Source organism: Stenotrophomonas sp. FR012 (assembly GCF_047520565.2).
GTDB lineage: Bacteria > Pseudomonadota > Gammaproteobacteria > Xanthomonadales > Xanthomonadaceae > Stenotrophomonas > Stenotrophomonas sepilia.
This window is the reverse complement of record NZ_JAXBQL020000001.1, coordinates 7,872-23,166: the sequence shown is the minus strand read 5'-3', so window position 1 is coordinate 23,166 and position 15,295 is coordinate 7,872. Positions and strand designations below refer to the sequence as shown.

At 67.5% G+C, this 15,295-nt stretch carries 13 protein-coding genes; 6 read left to right on the top strand and 7 right to left on the bottom strand.

The window, feature by feature from the left end; translation table 11 throughout:
- Nucleotides 1-46: 46 nt before the first annotated feature.
- The 4 genes from ACM0O9_RS00085 to ACM0O9_RS00070 form a co-directional block, all read right to left on the bottom strand.
- A complete protein-coding gene (locus ACM0O9_RS00085; RefSeq protein ID WP_414604092.1) occupies nucleotides 47-646 on the bottom strand; it encodes a Hemin transport protein in 600 nt (199 codons plus the stop codon).
- A gap of 4 nt (nucleotides 647-650) precedes the next feature.
- On the bottom strand, nucleotides 651-2,843 hold the full coding sequence (locus ACM0O9_RS00080) for a TonB-dependent hemoglobin/transferrin/lactoferrin family receptor (RefSeq protein WP_279945823.1): 2,193 nt from the start codon (nucleotides 2,841-2,843) through the stop codon (nucleotides 651-653).
- Nucleotides 2,844-2,996: 153 nt separating this feature from the next.
- Nucleotides 2,997-3,191, bottom strand: coding sequence for a hemin uptake protein HemP (gene hemP, locus ACM0O9_RS00075; RefSeq protein WP_005412278.1), 195 nt, complete (start codon nucleotides 3,189-3,191; stop codon nucleotides 2,997-2,999).
- Between the two features lie 267 nt (nucleotides 3,192-3,458).
- Nucleotides 3,459-4,430, bottom strand: coding sequence for an aldo/keto reductase (locus tag ACM0O9_RS00070; protein ID WP_005415323.1), 972 nt, complete (start codon nucleotides 4,428-4,430; stop codon nucleotides 3,459-3,461).
- A 193-nt stretch (nucleotides 4,431-4,623) separates the two neighbouring features.
- Between ACM0O9_RS00070 and ACM0O9_RS00065 the strand changes: the two genes are divergently transcribed.
- The 5 genes from ACM0O9_RS00065 (at nucleotide 4,624) to ACM0O9_RS00045 (ending at nucleotide 9,527) form a co-directional block, all read left to right on the top strand.
- Nucleotides 4,624-5,922 (top strand): NupC/NupG family nucleoside CNT transporter, encoded by a 1,299-nt coding sequence (locus ACM0O9_RS00065; RefSeq protein WP_005415322.1) that lies wholly within the window; start codon nucleotides 4,624-4,626, stop codon nucleotides 5,920-5,922.
- Between the two features lie 25 nt (nucleotides 5,923-5,947).
- On the top strand, nucleotides 5,948-6,913 hold the full coding sequence (locus ACM0O9_RS00060; protein ID WP_005415321.1) for a ribokinase: 966 nt from the start codon (nucleotides 5,948-5,950) through the stop codon (nucleotides 6,911-6,913).
- 149 nt (nucleotides 6,914-7,062) lie between these two features.
- Nucleotides 7,063-7,494, top strand: coding sequence for a hypothetical protein (locus tag ACM0O9_RS00055; RefSeq protein ID WP_111127653.1), 432 nt, complete (start codon nucleotides 7,063-7,065; stop codon nucleotides 7,492-7,494).
- 147 nt (nucleotides 7,495-7,641) lie between these two features.
- Nucleotides 7,642-8,637, top strand: a complete 996-nt coding sequence (dusB, locus tag ACM0O9_RS00050; RefSeq protein ID WP_053500098.1) for a tRNA dihydrouridine synthase DusB — start codon at nucleotides 7,642-7,644, stop codon at nucleotides 8,635-8,637.
- 62 nt (nucleotides 8,638-8,699) lie between these two features.
- Nucleotides 8,700-9,527 (top strand): class I SAM-dependent methyltransferase, encoded by an 828-nt coding sequence (locus ACM0O9_RS00045; RefSeq protein ID WP_005415318.1) that lies wholly within the window; start codon nucleotides 8,700-8,702, stop codon nucleotides 9,525-9,527.
- A gap of 444 nt (nucleotides 9,528-9,971) precedes the next feature.
- On the opposite strand, the gene ACM0O9_RS00040 is transcribed toward ACM0O9_RS00045, so the two are convergent.
- The 3 genes from ACM0O9_RS00040 to olsF form a co-directional block, all read right to left on the bottom strand.
- Nucleotides 9,972-11,003 carry a metal-dependent hydrolase gene (locus ACM0O9_RS00040; RefSeq protein ID WP_005415317.1) on the bottom strand — a complete coding sequence of 344 codons (1,032 nt, stop codon included), beginning with the start codon at nucleotides 11,001-11,003 and terminating at the stop codon, nucleotides 9,972-9,974.
- Nucleotides 11,004-11,122: 119 nt separating this feature from the next.
- Entirely contained in the window at nucleotides 11,123-11,923 is an 801-nt protein-coding gene (locus tag ACM0O9_RS00035; RefSeq protein ID WP_005415316.1) for a UDP-2,3-diacylglucosamine diphosphatase, read from the bottom strand.
- Nucleotides 11,920-13,635 carry a bifunctional ornithine lipid synthase OlsF gene (olsF, locus tag ACM0O9_RS00030; protein ID WP_065178748.1) on the bottom strand — a complete coding sequence of 572 codons (1,716 nt, stop codon included), beginning with the start codon at nucleotides 13,633-13,635 and terminating at the stop codon, nucleotides 11,920-11,922. The genes ACM0O9_RS00035 and olsF overlap by 4 nt, the downstream gene beginning before the upstream one ends.
- 337 nt (nucleotides 13,636-13,972) lie before the next feature.
- On the opposite strand from olsF, the gene metK reads away from it, so the two are divergent.
- A complete protein-coding gene (metK, locus tag ACM0O9_RS00025) occupies nucleotides 13,973-15,184 on the top strand; it encodes a methionine adenosyltransferase (RefSeq protein ID WP_005408103.1) in 1,212 nt (403 codons plus the stop codon).
- Nucleotides 15,185-15,295 lie beyond the last annotated feature (111 nt).

The following is a 15,295-nucleotide window of genomic DNA, read 5'->3' as shown; positions in this document are numbered from 1 at the left end:
CGTTGAGAGGCCTTCCAGGGCCGGCGGGCGTTCCATCAGGAAAGGATCACAGGCGGATCAGCGGCAGGTCGCCGGGAATACGGGGTGTCGGCCGGCGCGCGGCGTCGGCGCAGCAGCAATCGTCGATCGCCAGCTCGCCTTCGGCACCTTCCAACCGAGCGATGCGACGCGCGGTGGCCGCGCCCAGCGAGGACAGGGTCGACAGGCTGGCTGCCAGCGTGCGGCCCTCGTCCGCGGCATGCAGGCGCAGCGTGCACAGGCGCCAGCGCTGGCCACCAAGATGGCCGGCCAGGCGCCGCCACAGGCGTTCGCCGACACTGCCCTCGCTGTCATGCTCCGGGCCCGGCGGCAGCGCCGCGACCAGCCGGTCCCAGGCCAGGAAATCGCTGTCGGGCAACAGGTACAGCCGCCACACGCAGCGGCCGCGGGCATCGAGGAAACACAGGCTTTCGCGTATGCCCTCGCTGTCCACGCCCTGGCAGGCGTGCACGCGCACCGCCTGGCGCCAGCCCCCCAGCTCGTTGCCGTCGGCGTGGTACAGGCACAACACGGTGCCGAGCGTGGCCAGCTGTGCCGGGGTCGGCCAGGCCGCGCTGCCCTGCACGGCGATGGCGTCATTCCTGCGTGCGGACAAGGCGCGGCTCATGAGGTCACCAGGAAACGGCAAGGCTGGCGGAAAGGGTGCGGCCCGGGCTGGTGTAGCGATCCAGCACGCGGCTGGTCGCCGACAGCGTCGAACCCACGTTGGACCAATCGATGTAGCGCTTGTCGCCCAGGTTGAACACGCCGACGTTGAAGGTCGCGCCCGGGGCGAAGTTCCAGTGCGCCATCAGGTCGGCCACGCCGTAGCCGGCCGGGCGGTACACCGTCGCTGCAGTGACGCGGTCCTTGCGCTTGACGAAGGTACCGGCCAGTTCGACGCCCCAGGCGTCGGTGTCGTACATCAGGCCGACGGTGCCGCGCAGCGGGTCGACCGAATCCAGCGGAGTGTCCTCGGTCTTGTTGTCGCCGCGCGACCAGGCCACCGAGCTGCGCAGCGCCCAGCCCTGCAGCGCCGGGTTGATCTGGCCGAAGTCAACGCCAGCCTTCAGTTCGGCACCGTAGATGCGCGCATCGGCGATGTTGCGCGACTGGAACACCATCAGGCCCTGGGCGTTGGTGCCGACCAGCGACTGCGACTCGATGAAATCCTTGTACTCGTTGTAGTAGCCGCTGACGCTGACGTAGGCGGCCGGTGACAGGAAGCGCAGGCCCAGCTCCATGCCATCACTGGTTTCCGGCTTCAGGTCCGGATTGGGGATGGCGGTGTAACCGAAGGCGAAGTTGGTGAAGCCCAGGTTGACGTCGTTGTACGGCGGCGAGCGGAAACCATGCGAGTAGCCGGCGAACAACGACCATTCGTCGGTGAAGCGATAGACCACGCCCAGCTTCGGCGAGACGCTGGTCTTGGTCAGCCTGGCCACCGCAACGCCGGGATTGTCGTCGGCGAAGATGCTGTCCACTTCCGGCTTCAGCTCGTAGCGATCCACGCGCACGCCCGGCACCAGCGACAGCTTGCCGCCGGCCATGCGCATTTCATCCTGCGCGTACAGGCCCAGCTCGGTGGTCTTGCTGATCGGGAAATCGCGTACCGGGAAGGCGTCGGGCAGGATGGTGGTGCTGGTCTGGCCATTGGCCAGAACCTGATAGCCGTCGCGCTTCTGGCGGATCTCGGTACGCGCACCTTCGAAGCCGTAGGTCAGCGCGTGTTCGACACTGCCGGTGCTGAACGCCTTGTTGAATTGTGCCTGCAGGCCGTACACGCGCTGGTCGAAGTTGAACTCGCGGTGGCGGCGGCTGCGGTTGGCGCGGTCTTCGTCGGTGATCTGGTTGGTCTCGCTGTGCTGGGTATACAGCTGCCAATGCAGGTTGTCGGCGAAGCCCTTGTCCAGCGCATCCATTTCATGGGCGAACGACACGCGGGTGCGGTTCTGCGTGTCGCGCGCCTTCATGCCGGTGGTGGTGGTGCGGTCGATCGAGGACAGCACGCTGGTATCGGTGTTGTCTTCGTTGCCTTCCACGGTCAGGCGGAAGCGCTGGTCCTCGCTCGGTGCATAGACCAGCTTGGCCAGGCCACTGCGACCGTCGCGGTCCTGCGGGTTGGGCGCGGTACGAGTGTTGTCGAGGCTGCGAACATCGCCCTTGTTACCGGTTTCCTGGCCCTGGCGATGGTTGATGTTGACCATGCCGCTCCAGTGTTCGCCGCCGAACGCGCTGGTCACGCCGCCGAGCAGGCCCTTCCACTCACCGTCGTAGCCGAACTTCAGGCCGACGTAGCTGTCCTTGCCATCCTTCAGGTAATCGGCCGGATCCTTGGTGACGAAGGCCACCACGCCCCCGAGCGCGTCGGAACCGTACAGCGAGCTGGCCGGGCCACGCACGATCTCCACGCGCTTGAGCGTGTCCAGATCGGTGAAGTTGCGGTTGGCGTTGGAGAACGAGCCGATGTTGAAGCTGGTGGGCATGGCGATGCCATCGGTCTGCACGCGCACGCGGTTGCCGTCCAGGCCACGGATGCGGATGCTGCCAAGGCCGAAGCGCGCGGCGCTGCGGCTGACCGACAGGCCCGGCTCGTAGCGCAGCAGATCCTTGATGTCCTGCACCAGGTGCCGGTCCATCTGCTCGCGGTCGATGACATCCACGGTGGCCGCCACGTCACTCACTGCCCGCTCGGTGCGGGTGGCGGTGACCTGCACGCGGTCGAAGTCGCGCGCATCAGGCGCGGCGGTGGCCGCGGCAGCAGCATGGGCGGACAGCGGCAGGGCCATCCAGACGGCGAGGCAAAGGGCGGTAGGGCGGGTCATCGGGTTCGTTCGGTCAGGCAGGGGAACCCCCGGTTACCGGCACACCCGGGAGGTGCACGCGGTAGACCGAGGGGGAGAGAGCGGGCGCGGACGGGTCGCCCACCCTGCCGGCGCTGCCGGCAGGAGGGAGGGAGGCGGGCGACCAGGCCGCGATTACTTGGTCAGGATCAGCTTGTCGTTGCTGGTGTGCCGCAGGCGGTAGAAGCGGTCGCCGTGCTGGATCAGGATTTCACGACGGCCCTTGAGCAGGGCTTCGCTGTCGATGACCTCTTCCGGCGGAACGACACGGACCGGACGATCGCGGAGGGTCAGCGTTTCGGGGCGCAGCAGTACAGGTTGAGCATTCATGAGCATCTGGACTCGTGCGAGGGACGATTCAAATGATAATGATTCTCAGTTGACAATCAACAACCATTCTCAATTTGATCGATGGGATTAATGATCGAATTCTGCAATTCGATAGATCCTGTCAATCAAATGGCGGCGCAGCCGTGTAGCGTCGACTGTTGGTCGACTGCTGTTGCTCGAAGCAGTCAATCAACAGTCGACTCTACCGTTCCCGTTCCCTCGGCCGGGCCGGCCCGACCGAGGCCCAGGCCCGGTCGGCCCCGGGTTTCAGGCGAAGGCGGCTTCGACCTGCGCCCAGCCAGCCGCATCGACCTGCTCCAGCACCTCCAGCGCCTGCAGGTTCTGCAGCAGCTGGCTGACCCGGCTGGCGCCGAGAATCACGCTGGAGACGTTCGGGTTGCGCAGGCACCAGGCAATCGCCAGCGTGGCGGGGGCGTGGCCCAGCTCACGCGCTGCTTCGCTGAAGCGGCGCACCTGGGCCAGGCGGGCCTCGGCGTCGTCACCCAGCACCAGCGCCTGCAGCCATTCCATGCCCTCGCGGCCCAGCCGCGCATCGGCCGGAATGCCCTGGTCATACTTGCCGGTCAGCAGGCCCGAGGCCAGCGGTGAGAAGATGGTGGTGCCCAGGCCGGCACCGGCATACAGCGGCGCATACTCGACCTCGACGCGTTCGCGGTGCAGCAGGTTGTACTGCGGCTGCTCCATCGACGGGCCCTGCAGGTTGCGTGCTTCGGCGATGTCCAGCGCCTGCTGGATCTGCACCGCCGACCACTCCGAGGTCCCCCAGTAGAGGATCTTGCCCTGCCGCACCAGGGTATCCATGGCATGCACGGTCTCGGCGATCGGCGCGTCCGGATCCGGGCGATGGCAGTAATAAAGGTCCAGGTAGTCCACCCGCAGGCGCTTGAGCGCGGCATGGCAGGCGTCGGTCACATGCTTGCGCGACAGGCCGCGCTGGGTCGGCCGTGGGTCCTTGGCGCTGCCGAAGAACACCTTGCTGGAGACGCAGATGCCATCGCGCGGCAGGCGCAGGTCGGCGATCACATCGCCCATCACCTGTTCGGCGCGGCCGTTGGCATAGCCCTCGGCGTTGTCGAAGAAGTTGACGCCGTGGTCCCAGGCGGCAGCCACCAGGTTGCGGGCCTCGTCGCGCGGGATCTGGTCACCGAAGGTCACCCAGGCGCCGAAGGACAGGGCGGAAATCGGCAGGCCGGTGGAGCCCAGGCGACGGTATTGCATGCGAATCTCCTGCTGCGGGCCCGCATCCGGGCCGGGATCGAGCCCCATTCTACCTGCCGCCGCCGGCCGCAAGCCCTTGCCGTTGCTGGCCTGATCGGTACCGATGGGCGCGCGCACGCTGCTTTTTCTTGCCCCGGCCCCTGCCCTGCACTAGGCTTCCCGTTTTTCGCGACGCCCCAGGGGAGTCACTCACATGGTCGAAGGTTTGGGCAGGATCGGCTTCGGCCTGTTCGGGTTGGCGGTGCTGATCGGCATCACCTGGCTGTTTTCCAACAACAAGCGTGCGGTTGACTGGAAGCTGGTTGCCACCGGTATCACCCTGCAGATCGCCTTCGCGGCGCTGGTGATCCTGGTGCCGGGCGGGCGCGACGTGTTCGATGCGCTGGGCAAGGGCTTCGTCAAGGTCCTGAGCTTCGTCAACGAGGGCTCGGGCTTCATCTTCGGCTCGTTGATGGACACCAAGAACTACGGCTTCATCTTCGCCTTCCAGGTGCTGCCGACCATCATCTTCTTCTCGGCGCTGATGGGGGTCATGTACCACCTCAACGTCATGCAGGCGATCGTGCGCGTGATGGCCTGGTCGATCACCAAGGTGATGCGCGTGTCCGGCGCGGAAACCACCAGCGTCTGCGCCAGCGTCTTCATCGGCCAGACCGAGGCGCCGCTGACCGTGCGCCCGTACATCGCCAGGATGACCCAGTCCGAGCTGCTGACCATGATGATCGGCGGCATGGCGCACATCGCCGGCGGCGTGCTGGCGGCCTACGTGGGCATGCTCGGCGGTGGCGACCCGGCGCAGCAGGCCTTCTACGCCAAGCACCTGCTGGCGGCGAGCATCATGGCCGCACCTGCCACCCTGGTCGTGGCCAAGCTGCTGATTCCGGAAACCGGCACCCCGCTGACCCGCGGCACGGTGAAGATGGAAGTGGAGAAGACCTCCAGCAACATCATCGACGCGGCCGCTGCCGGTGCCGGTGACGGCCTGAAGCTGGCGCTGAACATCGGCGCGATGCTGCTGGCCTTCATCGCCCTGATCGCGCTGCTGAATGCACCGCTCACCTGGTTCGGCGAAGTGACCGGCCTGGCCGCTGCCATCGGCAAGCCGACCAACCTGTCGACCATCTTCGGTTACGTGCTGGCCCCGATCGCCTGGGTGATCGGTACCCCGTGGGCTGATGCCACCACCGTCGGTTCGCTGATCGGCCAGAAGGTCGTGATCAACGAGTTCGTGGCCTACACCGAGCTGTCGCAGATCGTGAACGGCCAGGTGGCGGGCGTGAGCCTGTCCGACGAAGGCCGCCTGATCGCCACCTACGCGCTGTGCGGCTTTGCCAACTTCAGCTCGATCGCGATCCAGATCGGCGGCATCGGCGGCCTGGCGCCGGAACGTCGCCACGATCTGGCCAAGTTCGGCCTGCGCGCGGTGTTGGGCGGTACCATTGCCACCTTCATGACGGCGACCATCGCCGGCGTGCTGACGCACTTCAGTTGAACCCCTGGTTGAGAAAAGATTTCCTATGAGCAGCAGTGTCGTTGTCGTCGGTTCCTTCAATGTCGATCACGTGTGGCGGTGCGAGTCGCTGCCGGCACCGGGTGCGACCATTGCCGGCCGCTACAGCACCGGCCCGGGAGGCAAGGGCTTCAACCAGGCCGTGGCCGCCTGCCGCGCCGGCGCCGAGACGCACTTCGTGTGCGCGCTGGGCGATGACGCCGGCGGCGCCACCGCACGTGAACTGGCCGCGCAGGATGGCTTCGGCCTGATTGCCGAAGCCAGCAGCGAGCCGACCGGCACTGCGGGCATCTACGTGGACGCGCGTGGCCGCAACACCATCGTGATCGGCCCGGGCGCCAACGCCGCGCTCAGCACCGACTTCCTGCAACAGCAGCAGGCATTGCTCACCAGCGCCAAGGTGGTGCTGGTGCAGCTGGAATCGCCGGTGCAGACCATCGAAGCGGCGCTGGCCACGGCCCGCGAGGCCGGTGTCACCACCGTGCTCAACACCGCACCGGCCGACGCGCCCTCGACCATCGGCCTGCTCAAGCTGGCCGATGTGATCACCCCGAACGAGACCGAGTTCGCCGCGCTGCTCGGCCGCCATGTCGGTGAGCGCGTGGATGCCAACGATGTCGCCGCGCTGGATGGCGCCAGCCTGCATGCGCTCTGCCGCAAGCTGGTCGGCAACGGTACCGTGGTGGTGACCCTGGGTTCGGTGGGCGTGTTCGTCTCGCATGCCGACGAGAACCTGCGCGGCGATACCCAGCCGTACTACCGCGTCGGCGCCGAGCAGGTGCAGGCCATCGACACCACCGGTGCCGGTGATGCCTTCAACGGTGCGCTGGCCGCGTCGCTGGCGCAGGTGGCCGACGCTCCGTTCGCCCGCCACGTGCGCTTTGCCAACCAGTTCGCCGGTCGCTCGACCGAGAAGGAAGGCGCTGCAGCGGCGATGCCGCGCTTCACCCCGGCCGACGCCGAAGCCAAGTAATTCCACGCCAGGCGTGGATGACAAGGCCCGGGTGCACAGGCACCTGGGCCTTTCTTTTGCCCATTGCCCAGCCCCTGCGACCGCCTGTCGCATTGCCCACATCCTGCCCCTCGCTCACGATCCGAGCAGCTTCCTTGCACGGGCAGGACATGGACGGATTCCGCTGGTTGCTGGTCGCGGCCGCAGGCAGTGCCGCTGCGGCGCTGCTGCATATCGGCTGCATCGCCTTCGGCGCCGCGTGGTACAGATACTTCGGTGCCGGCCAGCGCGTGGTCCGGCTCGCGCATGCGGGGCACTGGTGGCCACCGTTGATGACCGCCGGCATCACGGCCGTGCTGGTGGCCTGGACCCTGTACGCACTGGCCGCCGCGGGCTGGCATTCGCCGCTGCCGGCCAGCCGCCTGGTCCTGCCCGCCATCGCTGCCTTGCTGCTGCTGCGCGCGGCGATGGGCTTCGGCCTGGCGCTGCTCCGGCCCGGCTACAACGGCCGGCGCTTCTGGGTAGCCAGTTCACTGGTCTGCCTGGGCCTGGGGCTGGCCTTCGCACTGGGGACCCGGCAGGCCTGGCAGAGCCTGGGTTAGCCGCCTACCATGGCCCGCCCCTGGGGGCGGCGGAAGCAACCGTCAAGCATCTGCTGATGCCGGTACGGCATGAGGTCGGTGCCGATCGGCCTGAACCCGGGGCCGGCCGACACCGCCCAGGCCGCGCCCGCGCTCTACAATGGGCGCATGCAGATCGGCCCGTACACCATTGCCCCCAACGTCGTGCTGGCGCCCATGGCCGGCGTCACCGACAAGCCCTTCCGCCTGCTGTGCAAACGGCTGGGCGCGGGCCTGGCCGCCTCGGAAATGACCATCAGCGACCCGCGCTTCTGGAACACGCGCAAGTCGATCCACCGCATGGACCATGAGGGCGAGCCGGCGCCGATCAGCGTGCAGATCGCCGGTACCGAGCCGCAGCAGCTGGCCGAGGCGGCGCGCTACAACGTCGACCACGGCGCGCAGATCATCGACATCAACATGGGCTGCCCGGCCAAGAAGGTGTGCAACGCCTGGGCCGGCTCAGCGCTGATGCGCGACGAGCAGTTGGTGGCGCGCATCCTCGAAGCCGTGGTCAACGCGGTGGACGTGCCGGTCACGCTGAAGATCCGCACCGGTTGGGACTGTGACCACCGCAATGGCCCGCTGATCGCGCGCATCGCCGAGGACAGCGGTATCGCTGCACTGGCCGTGCACGGCCGCACCCGCGACCAGCATTACACCGGCCAGGCCGAGTACGCCACCATCGGTGAGATCAAGGCCGCCCTGCGCATTCCGGTCATCGCCAATGGCGATATCGATTCGCCGCAGAAGGCTGCCCACGTTTTGAAGGAAACTGGCGTGGACGCGGTGATGATCGGCCGTTCCGCACAGGGCCGGCCGTGGATCTTCCGCGAAGTGGCGCATTACCTGGCCACCGGGCAGGAACTGCCGCCACCGTCGCTGGCCGAAGTGCGCGACATCCTGCTGGGCCACCTGCACGCACTGCATGCCTTCTATGGCGAACCGCAGGGCGTGCGCATCGCGCGCAAGCACCTGGGCTGGTATGCCAAGGACCGGCCGGAGAACGCCGCCTTCCGCGCGGTGGTCAACCGCGCGGAGGATCCGCAGAGCCAGATCGCGCTGACCACCGAGTACTTCGACCGCTTGATTGACGGGGAACCGGCGCTGTCTTCGGCGGCCTGACCGCCCTGCCGCGTCGCAACGTCGAGCCTGCTCGACCGAATTGAACTCCGAGAGCCCGCCCCATGACCCCGCCGATTTCCTCCCCGACTTACCTGCACGGGTTCTCCGGCACCGAGCAGCAGCGCCTGATGACCCAGGCGCGCCTGCTGGAGTCGAGCATCTTCGGCCAGATCGACTACAGCGGCGCACGGCGCCTGCTGGAAGTCGGCAGCGGCGTGGGTGCGCAGACCGAGATCCTGCTGCGCCGCTTCCCCGAGCTGCACGTGACCGGCGTGGACCTGAGCGAGACCCAGCTGGCCACCGCGCGCGAGAACCTGGCGCGCACCCCGTGGTGCAGCGACCGTTACACCCTGCAGCAGGCCGATGCCGGCGAACTGCCGTTCGAGGCGCGCAGCTTCGATTCGGCCTTCCTGTGCTGGGTGCTGGAACATGTTCCGTCACCGGCACGCGTGTTGAGTGAAGTGCGCCGCGTGCTGGCGCCGGGTTCACCGGTCTACATCACCGAGGTGATGAATGCCTCGTTCCTGCTTGATCCGTACTCGCCGCACATCTGGCGCTACTGGATGGCCTTCAACGACTTCCAGTACGACCATGGCGGTGACCCGTTCGTCGGTGCAAAGCTGGGCAACCTGCTGCTGGCCGGCGGCTTCCGCGACGTGCATACCGAGATCAAGACCATCCACCTGGACAACCGCGAGCCTGCCCGTCGCAAGACCATGATCGCGTTCTGGGAGCAGCTGCTGCTGTCGGCGGCCGACCAGCTGCTGCAGGCCGGCTCGGTGGACGAGGAAACCGTGGAAGGCATGCGCCGCGAGTTCCGCCTGGTGCAGAACGACCCGAATGCGGTGTTCTTCTACTCGTTCGTGCAGGGCCGCGCGACGGTGTATTGAGCCGACGCGGCGCCAATGCTCCCGTATCCACGCATGGCGTGGATCTACTCAACGACGCCGGCTGCGGGCGCTGATCGACGCAGTAGAGCCACGCCACGCGTGGCTGCCAGCGCCGATGTCCCTTCATCCACGCATGGCGTGGATCTACTCAACGGCACTGGCTGCGGGCGCTGATCGACGCAGTAGAGCCACGCCATGCGTGGCTGCCAGCGCCGATGTCCCTTCATCCACGCATGGCGTGGGTCTACTCAACGGCACCGGCTGCGGGCGCTGATCGACGCAGTAGAGCCACGCCATGCGTGGCTGCCACCGCCGATGTCCCTTCATCCACGCATGACGTGGATCTACTCAACGGCACCGGCTGCGGGCGCTGATCGACGCAGTTGAGCCACGCCACGCGTGGCTGCCACCGCCGATGTCCCTTCATCCACGCAGGGCGTGGATCTACTCGGGCGCATGCCAGATCCGCTGCCACATCGCCGCCAGCCGGCGCCCGGCATCAGCGCGCGCGGCCGGGCTGCTGTAGTCCGCCCGCACCTGCTCGGGCACGATCGCCCGCCATTGCCCGTCCGCCTGCTCGGCGACGACGAAGTTGAAGGTGTAGTCCGGTTCCAGCCCCATGCGCAGATCGCTCAGCACAAGCCTTCCGTCCACGACCTGCGCACGCATGAAGCCACGGTTGAACCATTGCAGCTGCTGCACCGCCGGGATGGCCCGCGCTTCGCGCAAGGCCTGCACGTTGGACGCATGACCTTCGAACCGCATCGGCCCATGGTCGGCCACCAGTGAGCGATCACCCACCACGTAGCCATTGGGCGTCATCGCCACCACCCGCCACAGCAGCGTATTGAACGGCATCGGCACCGAGAAGCGCGGCGCGTCACCCAGGCCCATCGCCGCCAGGCTCTGCTGGGCGGCCCGATCGACCTGCGCCTTGGCGATCAGCCCCCAGCCCAGGTAGCCACTGCTGAACAGCAACGCCGCGCCCAGCACCTTGCCCGCCCAGGGCCGCGCACGACCGAACCAGGCCAGCACGCAGCCCAGCAGCAGCCACACCGTGTAGCCAGGGTCGATGATGAAGACGCTGGAGCCCATGGTTGGGTGTGGCCGCAGCGGCCACCACAACTGGGTACCGTAGACGGTGAACGCATCCAGCACGGGATGGGTAACCAGCGCCAGCTGGATCGCCCAGAACCAGCGCAGCGGTGACTGCGCGACGCGACCATTGCCGAAGCGCTTGAACAACCACCAGATCAGTGCGGCCACCCAGGGCAGCACCAGCAGCGAATGGCTGAAGCTGCGGTGTTCGGTCATGTTCGCCACCGGGTCGGCCGCAGTGAAGCCAAGCCACAGGGCGTCGAGGTCCGGCAGGGTGCCGAGCGCGGCACCGGCCAGCAGGGCCGCGCGGCGATGGCCGGGCGGAGCGATGGCAGCAGCGACGGCGCCACCGAGCACGATCTGGGTCAATGAATCCATGGGCCGATGCTAGCGGCTTGCGCGCGGTGTATGTAGAGCCGAGCCCATGCTCGGCTGCTCTTCGTTGCGCATAACGACAGCCGAGCATGGACTCGGCTCTACAGCGGGACACACGCGGGCTATGCCGCCTGCGACAACCGCGCGCCCGGCAGCTCCACCAGCGTCTGGCCGTTGTGGTCCAGCAGGCGCAGCGCGCCGTCGTGGTCTTCGACCAGCGCGGTCAGGCTTTCCACCCAATCCCCATCGTTGGCATAGACCAGGCCATCGCGTTCGACCAGCGCGGCGCGATGGATATGCCCGCAGACGATGCCGTCCAGGCCGCGCCGGCGCACGTCGTCCAGGCCGGCCTGCACGAAGCGCTCGATGTAGCGTTCAGCCGCACCACTGCGCTTCTTCAGGAACTCCGATAGCGACCAGTAGCGCATGCCAAGCTGGCGGCGCACCGCGTTCAATGCCTGGTTGCCGGTGAGGATGCGGTAATACAGCCAGTCACCGAACTTTTCCTGCAGGCCGCCGAAGTGGGTCACGCCGTCGTAGTCGTCGCCGTGCGCGACCAGCAGCCGGCGGCCATCGGCGGTCACGTGGATGGCGCGGCGGCGCACCTGCATCGCCGGCAGCATCAGCCCGCACACCTGGCGCAGCGATGCATCGTGGTTGCCGGGGATGTAGATGATCTCGGTGCCAGCGCGACGCAATGCGTGCAGCGCCTGGATGACCTCGCTGTGCGACTGCCGCCAGTTGGCACGGCGGTGCGCCATCCACCACAGGTCGATGATGTCGCCGACCAGGTACAGCCGTTCACAGCGCAGTTGCGAGAGAAAGCGCGCCAGCTCGGTGGCATGGCAGTGACGTGATCCCAGGTGCACGTCGGAGACGAACACTGCGCGCCGGTGCGGCGACAGGTTCGCCAGCGTGCTCATGCCGGCGTCCCCGCGTCGCGCAGGTAACGTTTGCGCTTGTTCGGCCGGATCGCACACAGGTCCACCTCGATCAGGCCGTCGATCGAATCGCTGAAGTCCGGATCCACCCCGAAGGCGAGGAAGCGCGCGCCGCCCGGTTCGCACAGATCGGTGTACTGGCGATACAGCGTGGGTACGCCGGTACCGAGTGCAGCCAGGTTGGCCTTGAGCACGTCGAACGCGGCGCCTGCATCCAGCTCACCGAAACTGGGCGGTGCGGCAAAGTACTGGAACGGCCGGTTCGATTCGGCCATGCCGGCGGTGCCGCTGTAATAGCGCTGGTAGTACGCCACCAGCTGCTCGCGCGCATCGCGCGGCAGCGCCGCACTGATCGACACCGCGCCGAACAGGTAGCGGATCCCCGGCCGGCACTGCAGGTAGGCACCGATGCCCTGCCACAGGTAATCCAGGCTGCGGCTGCCCCAGTAGTCGGGCACCACGAAGCTGCGGCCCAGTTCCAGGCCTTCGGCGATGTGGCTGATGGCGTCGTCGGAATAGCGGAACAACGACGCACTGTAGAGGCCGGACAGGCCGTGCCGGGCCAACGCGTGGGCACCACGCATGATCCGGTACGCGCCAGCGATGCGCTGCGCGGCGGCGTCCCAGATCACGATGTGCTCGTACTGCGGGTCGTAGTTGTCGAGGTCACGGCTGCGGCCGGTGCCCTCACCCACCTGGCGGAAGGTCAGTTCGCGCAGGCGGCCCAGTTCCAGCAGCAGTGGCGAATCGGCAGTGCAGGTGGCCAGCAGGATCTGCTTGCCGTCGGCGGTCTGGCCCAGCTGGGTGGCGGCTGCGATGCCAGCGGCGACCTGCGAAGGTGGCACCGGAGCGGCCAGCGGCTCAGGGCCTGCGCAGGCAGCGGCATTGCCGGCCGCGCCATTGCGGCCCAGCGCATAGAGTGCGCGGCGTACCGCCAGCAGTTGGGCACCCGGATCGCCGCCGTCGCCCAGCCGCATCGGCTCGCCGATGCTCAGCCGCAGTGGGCGGCCACGACGGGTGAACATCTCGCGCGCCAGCAGCGCGGTACCGGCCGGCTTGAACAGGGTCGAGGCGCCATAGAACAGTGCCGAGTTGCGCGCTTCCACCCGCACCGGCAGCACCGGCGCACCGGCGGCGCGGGCAAAGCGGACAAATCCCCGCTGCCAGCGGCCATCGCGGATGCCGCGCAGCGACAGGCGCGAGACCTCGCCAGCCGGGAACACGATCACGCACTGCTCGGCGGCCAATGCCTGCTCCACCGCATGCAGGCTGCCGCGCTGCGCCTTGCCGCCCAGGATGCGCACCGGCAACAGCAGATCCTGCAGCGGCGCGATCGCCCCCAGCAGGTCGTTGGCCACGATCCGCACATCGCGGCGGATACGGCCGACCGCGTCCAGCAGGGCCAGTGCGTCCAGAGCCCCGGAAGGGTGGTTGGCGACGATCAGCAGGCGGCCGGTGGCCGGAATCTTCGCCAGCGCGGCCGGATCCACCTGGTACTGGCCGCCGATGAACTCCAGGCCGGCGGCGACGAAACCGAAGCCGCGCAGGCCTGAGCTGCGCTGCAGGAAGGCTTCGATCTGGTCCAGGCGCGACCAGCGGCCGACGCTGCGCAGCAACGGCCGCGCCAATTGGCCGCGACGGCCATGGAACCAATCGGGGAAACGTTGCTGGAGACGCTGTTCGAGTTCCTGCATGGCGGATCCACTGATGCCCGGCGGCCGGATTGGCCGACAGCCTGCGCCCGGCAGGCGGCAGCCAGATGGCGGTTTCGGGGCAGAACGATGACGGCCGGCCTCCTTGACGGCCGGGTCGCGGCCTGCGCGGTCGGGGGTTGGGCAGCCCCGTCTGTTGTTGTCGCGCGGGTGGAACACTGGGCCTCGAGGCTGGCCCCCAATCCCGTCATGACGGCCCCTGCCGGGCCTACGCGGGCTTAACCACCGGCAACCGGTACCGGTTCACAATGCACAGGCGGCGCACCCCGTGTATCATGCGCGCCCATCTTTCCATCCGAATCAAGGGATATTACGCCTGATGTCCAGCTATCTCTTCACCTCCGAGTCGGTCTCCGAAGGCCATCCGGACAAGGTTGCCGACCAGATCTCCGATGCGGTGCTGGACGCGATCCTGACCCAGGACCAACGCGCCCGCGTGGCCTGCGAGACCATGGTCAAGACCGGCGTTGCCATCGTGGCCGGTGAAATCACCACCAGCGCCTGGATCGACCTGGAAGCGCTGACCCGCAAGGTCATCACGGACATCGGTTACGACAGCTCCGACGTCGGCTTCGACGGCGCCACCTGCGGCGTGCTGAACCTGATCGGCAAGCAGTCGCCGCACATCGCCCAGGGCGTGGACCGCAAGAAGCCGGAAGAAATGGGCGCTGGCGACCAGGGCCTGATGTTCGGCTATGCCACCAACGAGACCGACAGCTACATGCCGGCCGCGATCCACCTGTCGCACCGCCTGGTCGAGCAGCAGGCCAAGATCCGCAAGAAGAAGAACTCGCCGCTGTCGTGGCTGCGCCCGGACGCCAAGAGCCAGGTCACCCTGCGCTATGAAAACGGCGTGGTCTCGGCCATCGACGCCGTGGTCCTGTCGACCCAGCACGCCCCGGGCATCAAGCAGAAGGACCTCATCGAGGCCGTCCGCGAAGAGATCATCAAGCCGGTGCTGCCGGCCAAGTGGCTGCACAAGGGCACCAAGTTCCACATCAACCCGACCGGCAAGTTCGAGATCGGCGGCCCGGTGGGCGACTGCGGCCTGACCGGCCGCAAGATCATCGTCGACACCTACGGCGGCTGGGCCCGTCACGGTGGTGGCGCGTTCTCCGGCAAGGACCCGTCCAAGGTCGACCGCTCGGCCGCCTACGCGGCCCGCTACGTCGCCAAGAACGTGGTTGCCGCCGGCCTGGCCGACCGTTGCGAAGTGCAGGTCTCCTACGCCATCGGCGTGGCTGAGCCGACCTCGATCTCGGTCACCACCTTCGGCACCGGCAAGATCAGCGACGACAAGATCGAGAAGCTGATCCGCAAGCACTTCGACCTGCGCCCGTACGGCATCATCAAGATGCTGGACCTGATCCACCCGATGTACCAGCAGACCGCGGCCTATGGCCACTTCGGCCGCAAGCCGAAGGAGTTCAGCTACCTCAACGGCGAAGGCGAGACCGTCAACGCCACGGCCTTCTCCTGGGAGAAGACCGACCGCGCCGCCGCCCTGCGCGCCGACGCGAAGCTGAAGTAAGCAACACGAAGGGCCGCGCAAGCGGCCCTTCTGCTTCTGGTAGAGCCGGCCGCTGGCCGGCTTTTTCATGGCCTCCGGAAACAACCGCGTGGTTGCCGGCCAGCGGCCGGC

What these genes read in the sequence shown, in the direction of transcription:
- ACM0O9_RS00085 (WP_414604092.1), bottom strand. Translation starts at nt 646, where the DNA reads ATGAGCCGCGCCTTGTCCGCACGCAGGAATGACGCCATCGCCGTGCAG.
- ACM0O9_RS00080 (WP_279945823.1), bottom strand. Translation starts at nt 2,843, where the DNA reads ATGACCCGCCCTACCGCCCTTTGCCTCGCCGTCTGGATGGCCCTGCCG.
- hemP (WP_005412278.1), bottom strand. Translation starts at nt 3,191, where the DNA reads ATGAATGCTCAACCTGTACTGCTGCGCCCCGAAACGCTGACCCTCCGC.
- ACM0O9_RS00070 (WP_005415323.1), bottom strand. Translation starts at nt 4,430, where the DNA reads ATGCAATACCGTCGCCTGGGCTCCACCGGCCTGCCGATTTCCGCCCTG.
- ACM0O9_RS00065 (WP_005415322.1), top strand. Translation starts at nt 4,624, where the DNA reads ATGGTCGAAGGTTTGGGCAGGATCGGCTTCGGCCTGTTCGGGTTGGCG.
- ACM0O9_RS00060 (WP_005415321.1), top strand. Translation starts at nt 5,948, where the DNA reads ATGAGCAGCAGTGTCGTTGTCGTCGGTTCCTTCAATGTCGATCACGTG.
- ACM0O9_RS00055 (WP_111127653.1), top strand. Translation starts at nt 7,063, where the DNA reads ATGGACGGATTCCGCTGGTTGCTGGTCGCGGCCGCAGGCAGTGCCGCT.
- dusB (WP_053500098.1), top strand. Translation starts at nt 7,642, where the DNA reads ATGCAGATCGGCCCGTACACCATTGCCCCCAACGTCGTGCTGGCGCCC.
- ACM0O9_RS00045 (WP_005415318.1), top strand. Translation starts at nt 8,700, where the DNA reads ATGACCCCGCCGATTTCCTCCCCGACTTACCTGCACGGGTTCTCCGGC.
- ACM0O9_RS00040 (WP_005415317.1), bottom strand. Translation starts at nt 11,003, where the DNA reads ATGGATTCATTGACCCAGATCGTGCTCGGTGGCGCCGTCGCTGCTGCC.
- ACM0O9_RS00035 (WP_005415316.1), bottom strand. Translation starts at nt 11,923, where the DNA reads ATGAGCACGCTGGCGAACCTGTCGCCGCACCGGCGCGCAGTGTTCGTC.
- olsF (WP_065178748.1), bottom strand. Translation starts at nt 13,635, where the DNA reads ATGCAGGAACTCGAACAGCGTCTCCAGCAACGTTTCCCCGATTGGTTC.
- metK (WP_005408103.1), top strand. Translation starts at nt 13,973, where the DNA reads ATGTCCAGCTATCTCTTCACCTCCGAGTCGGTCTCCGAAGGCCATCCG.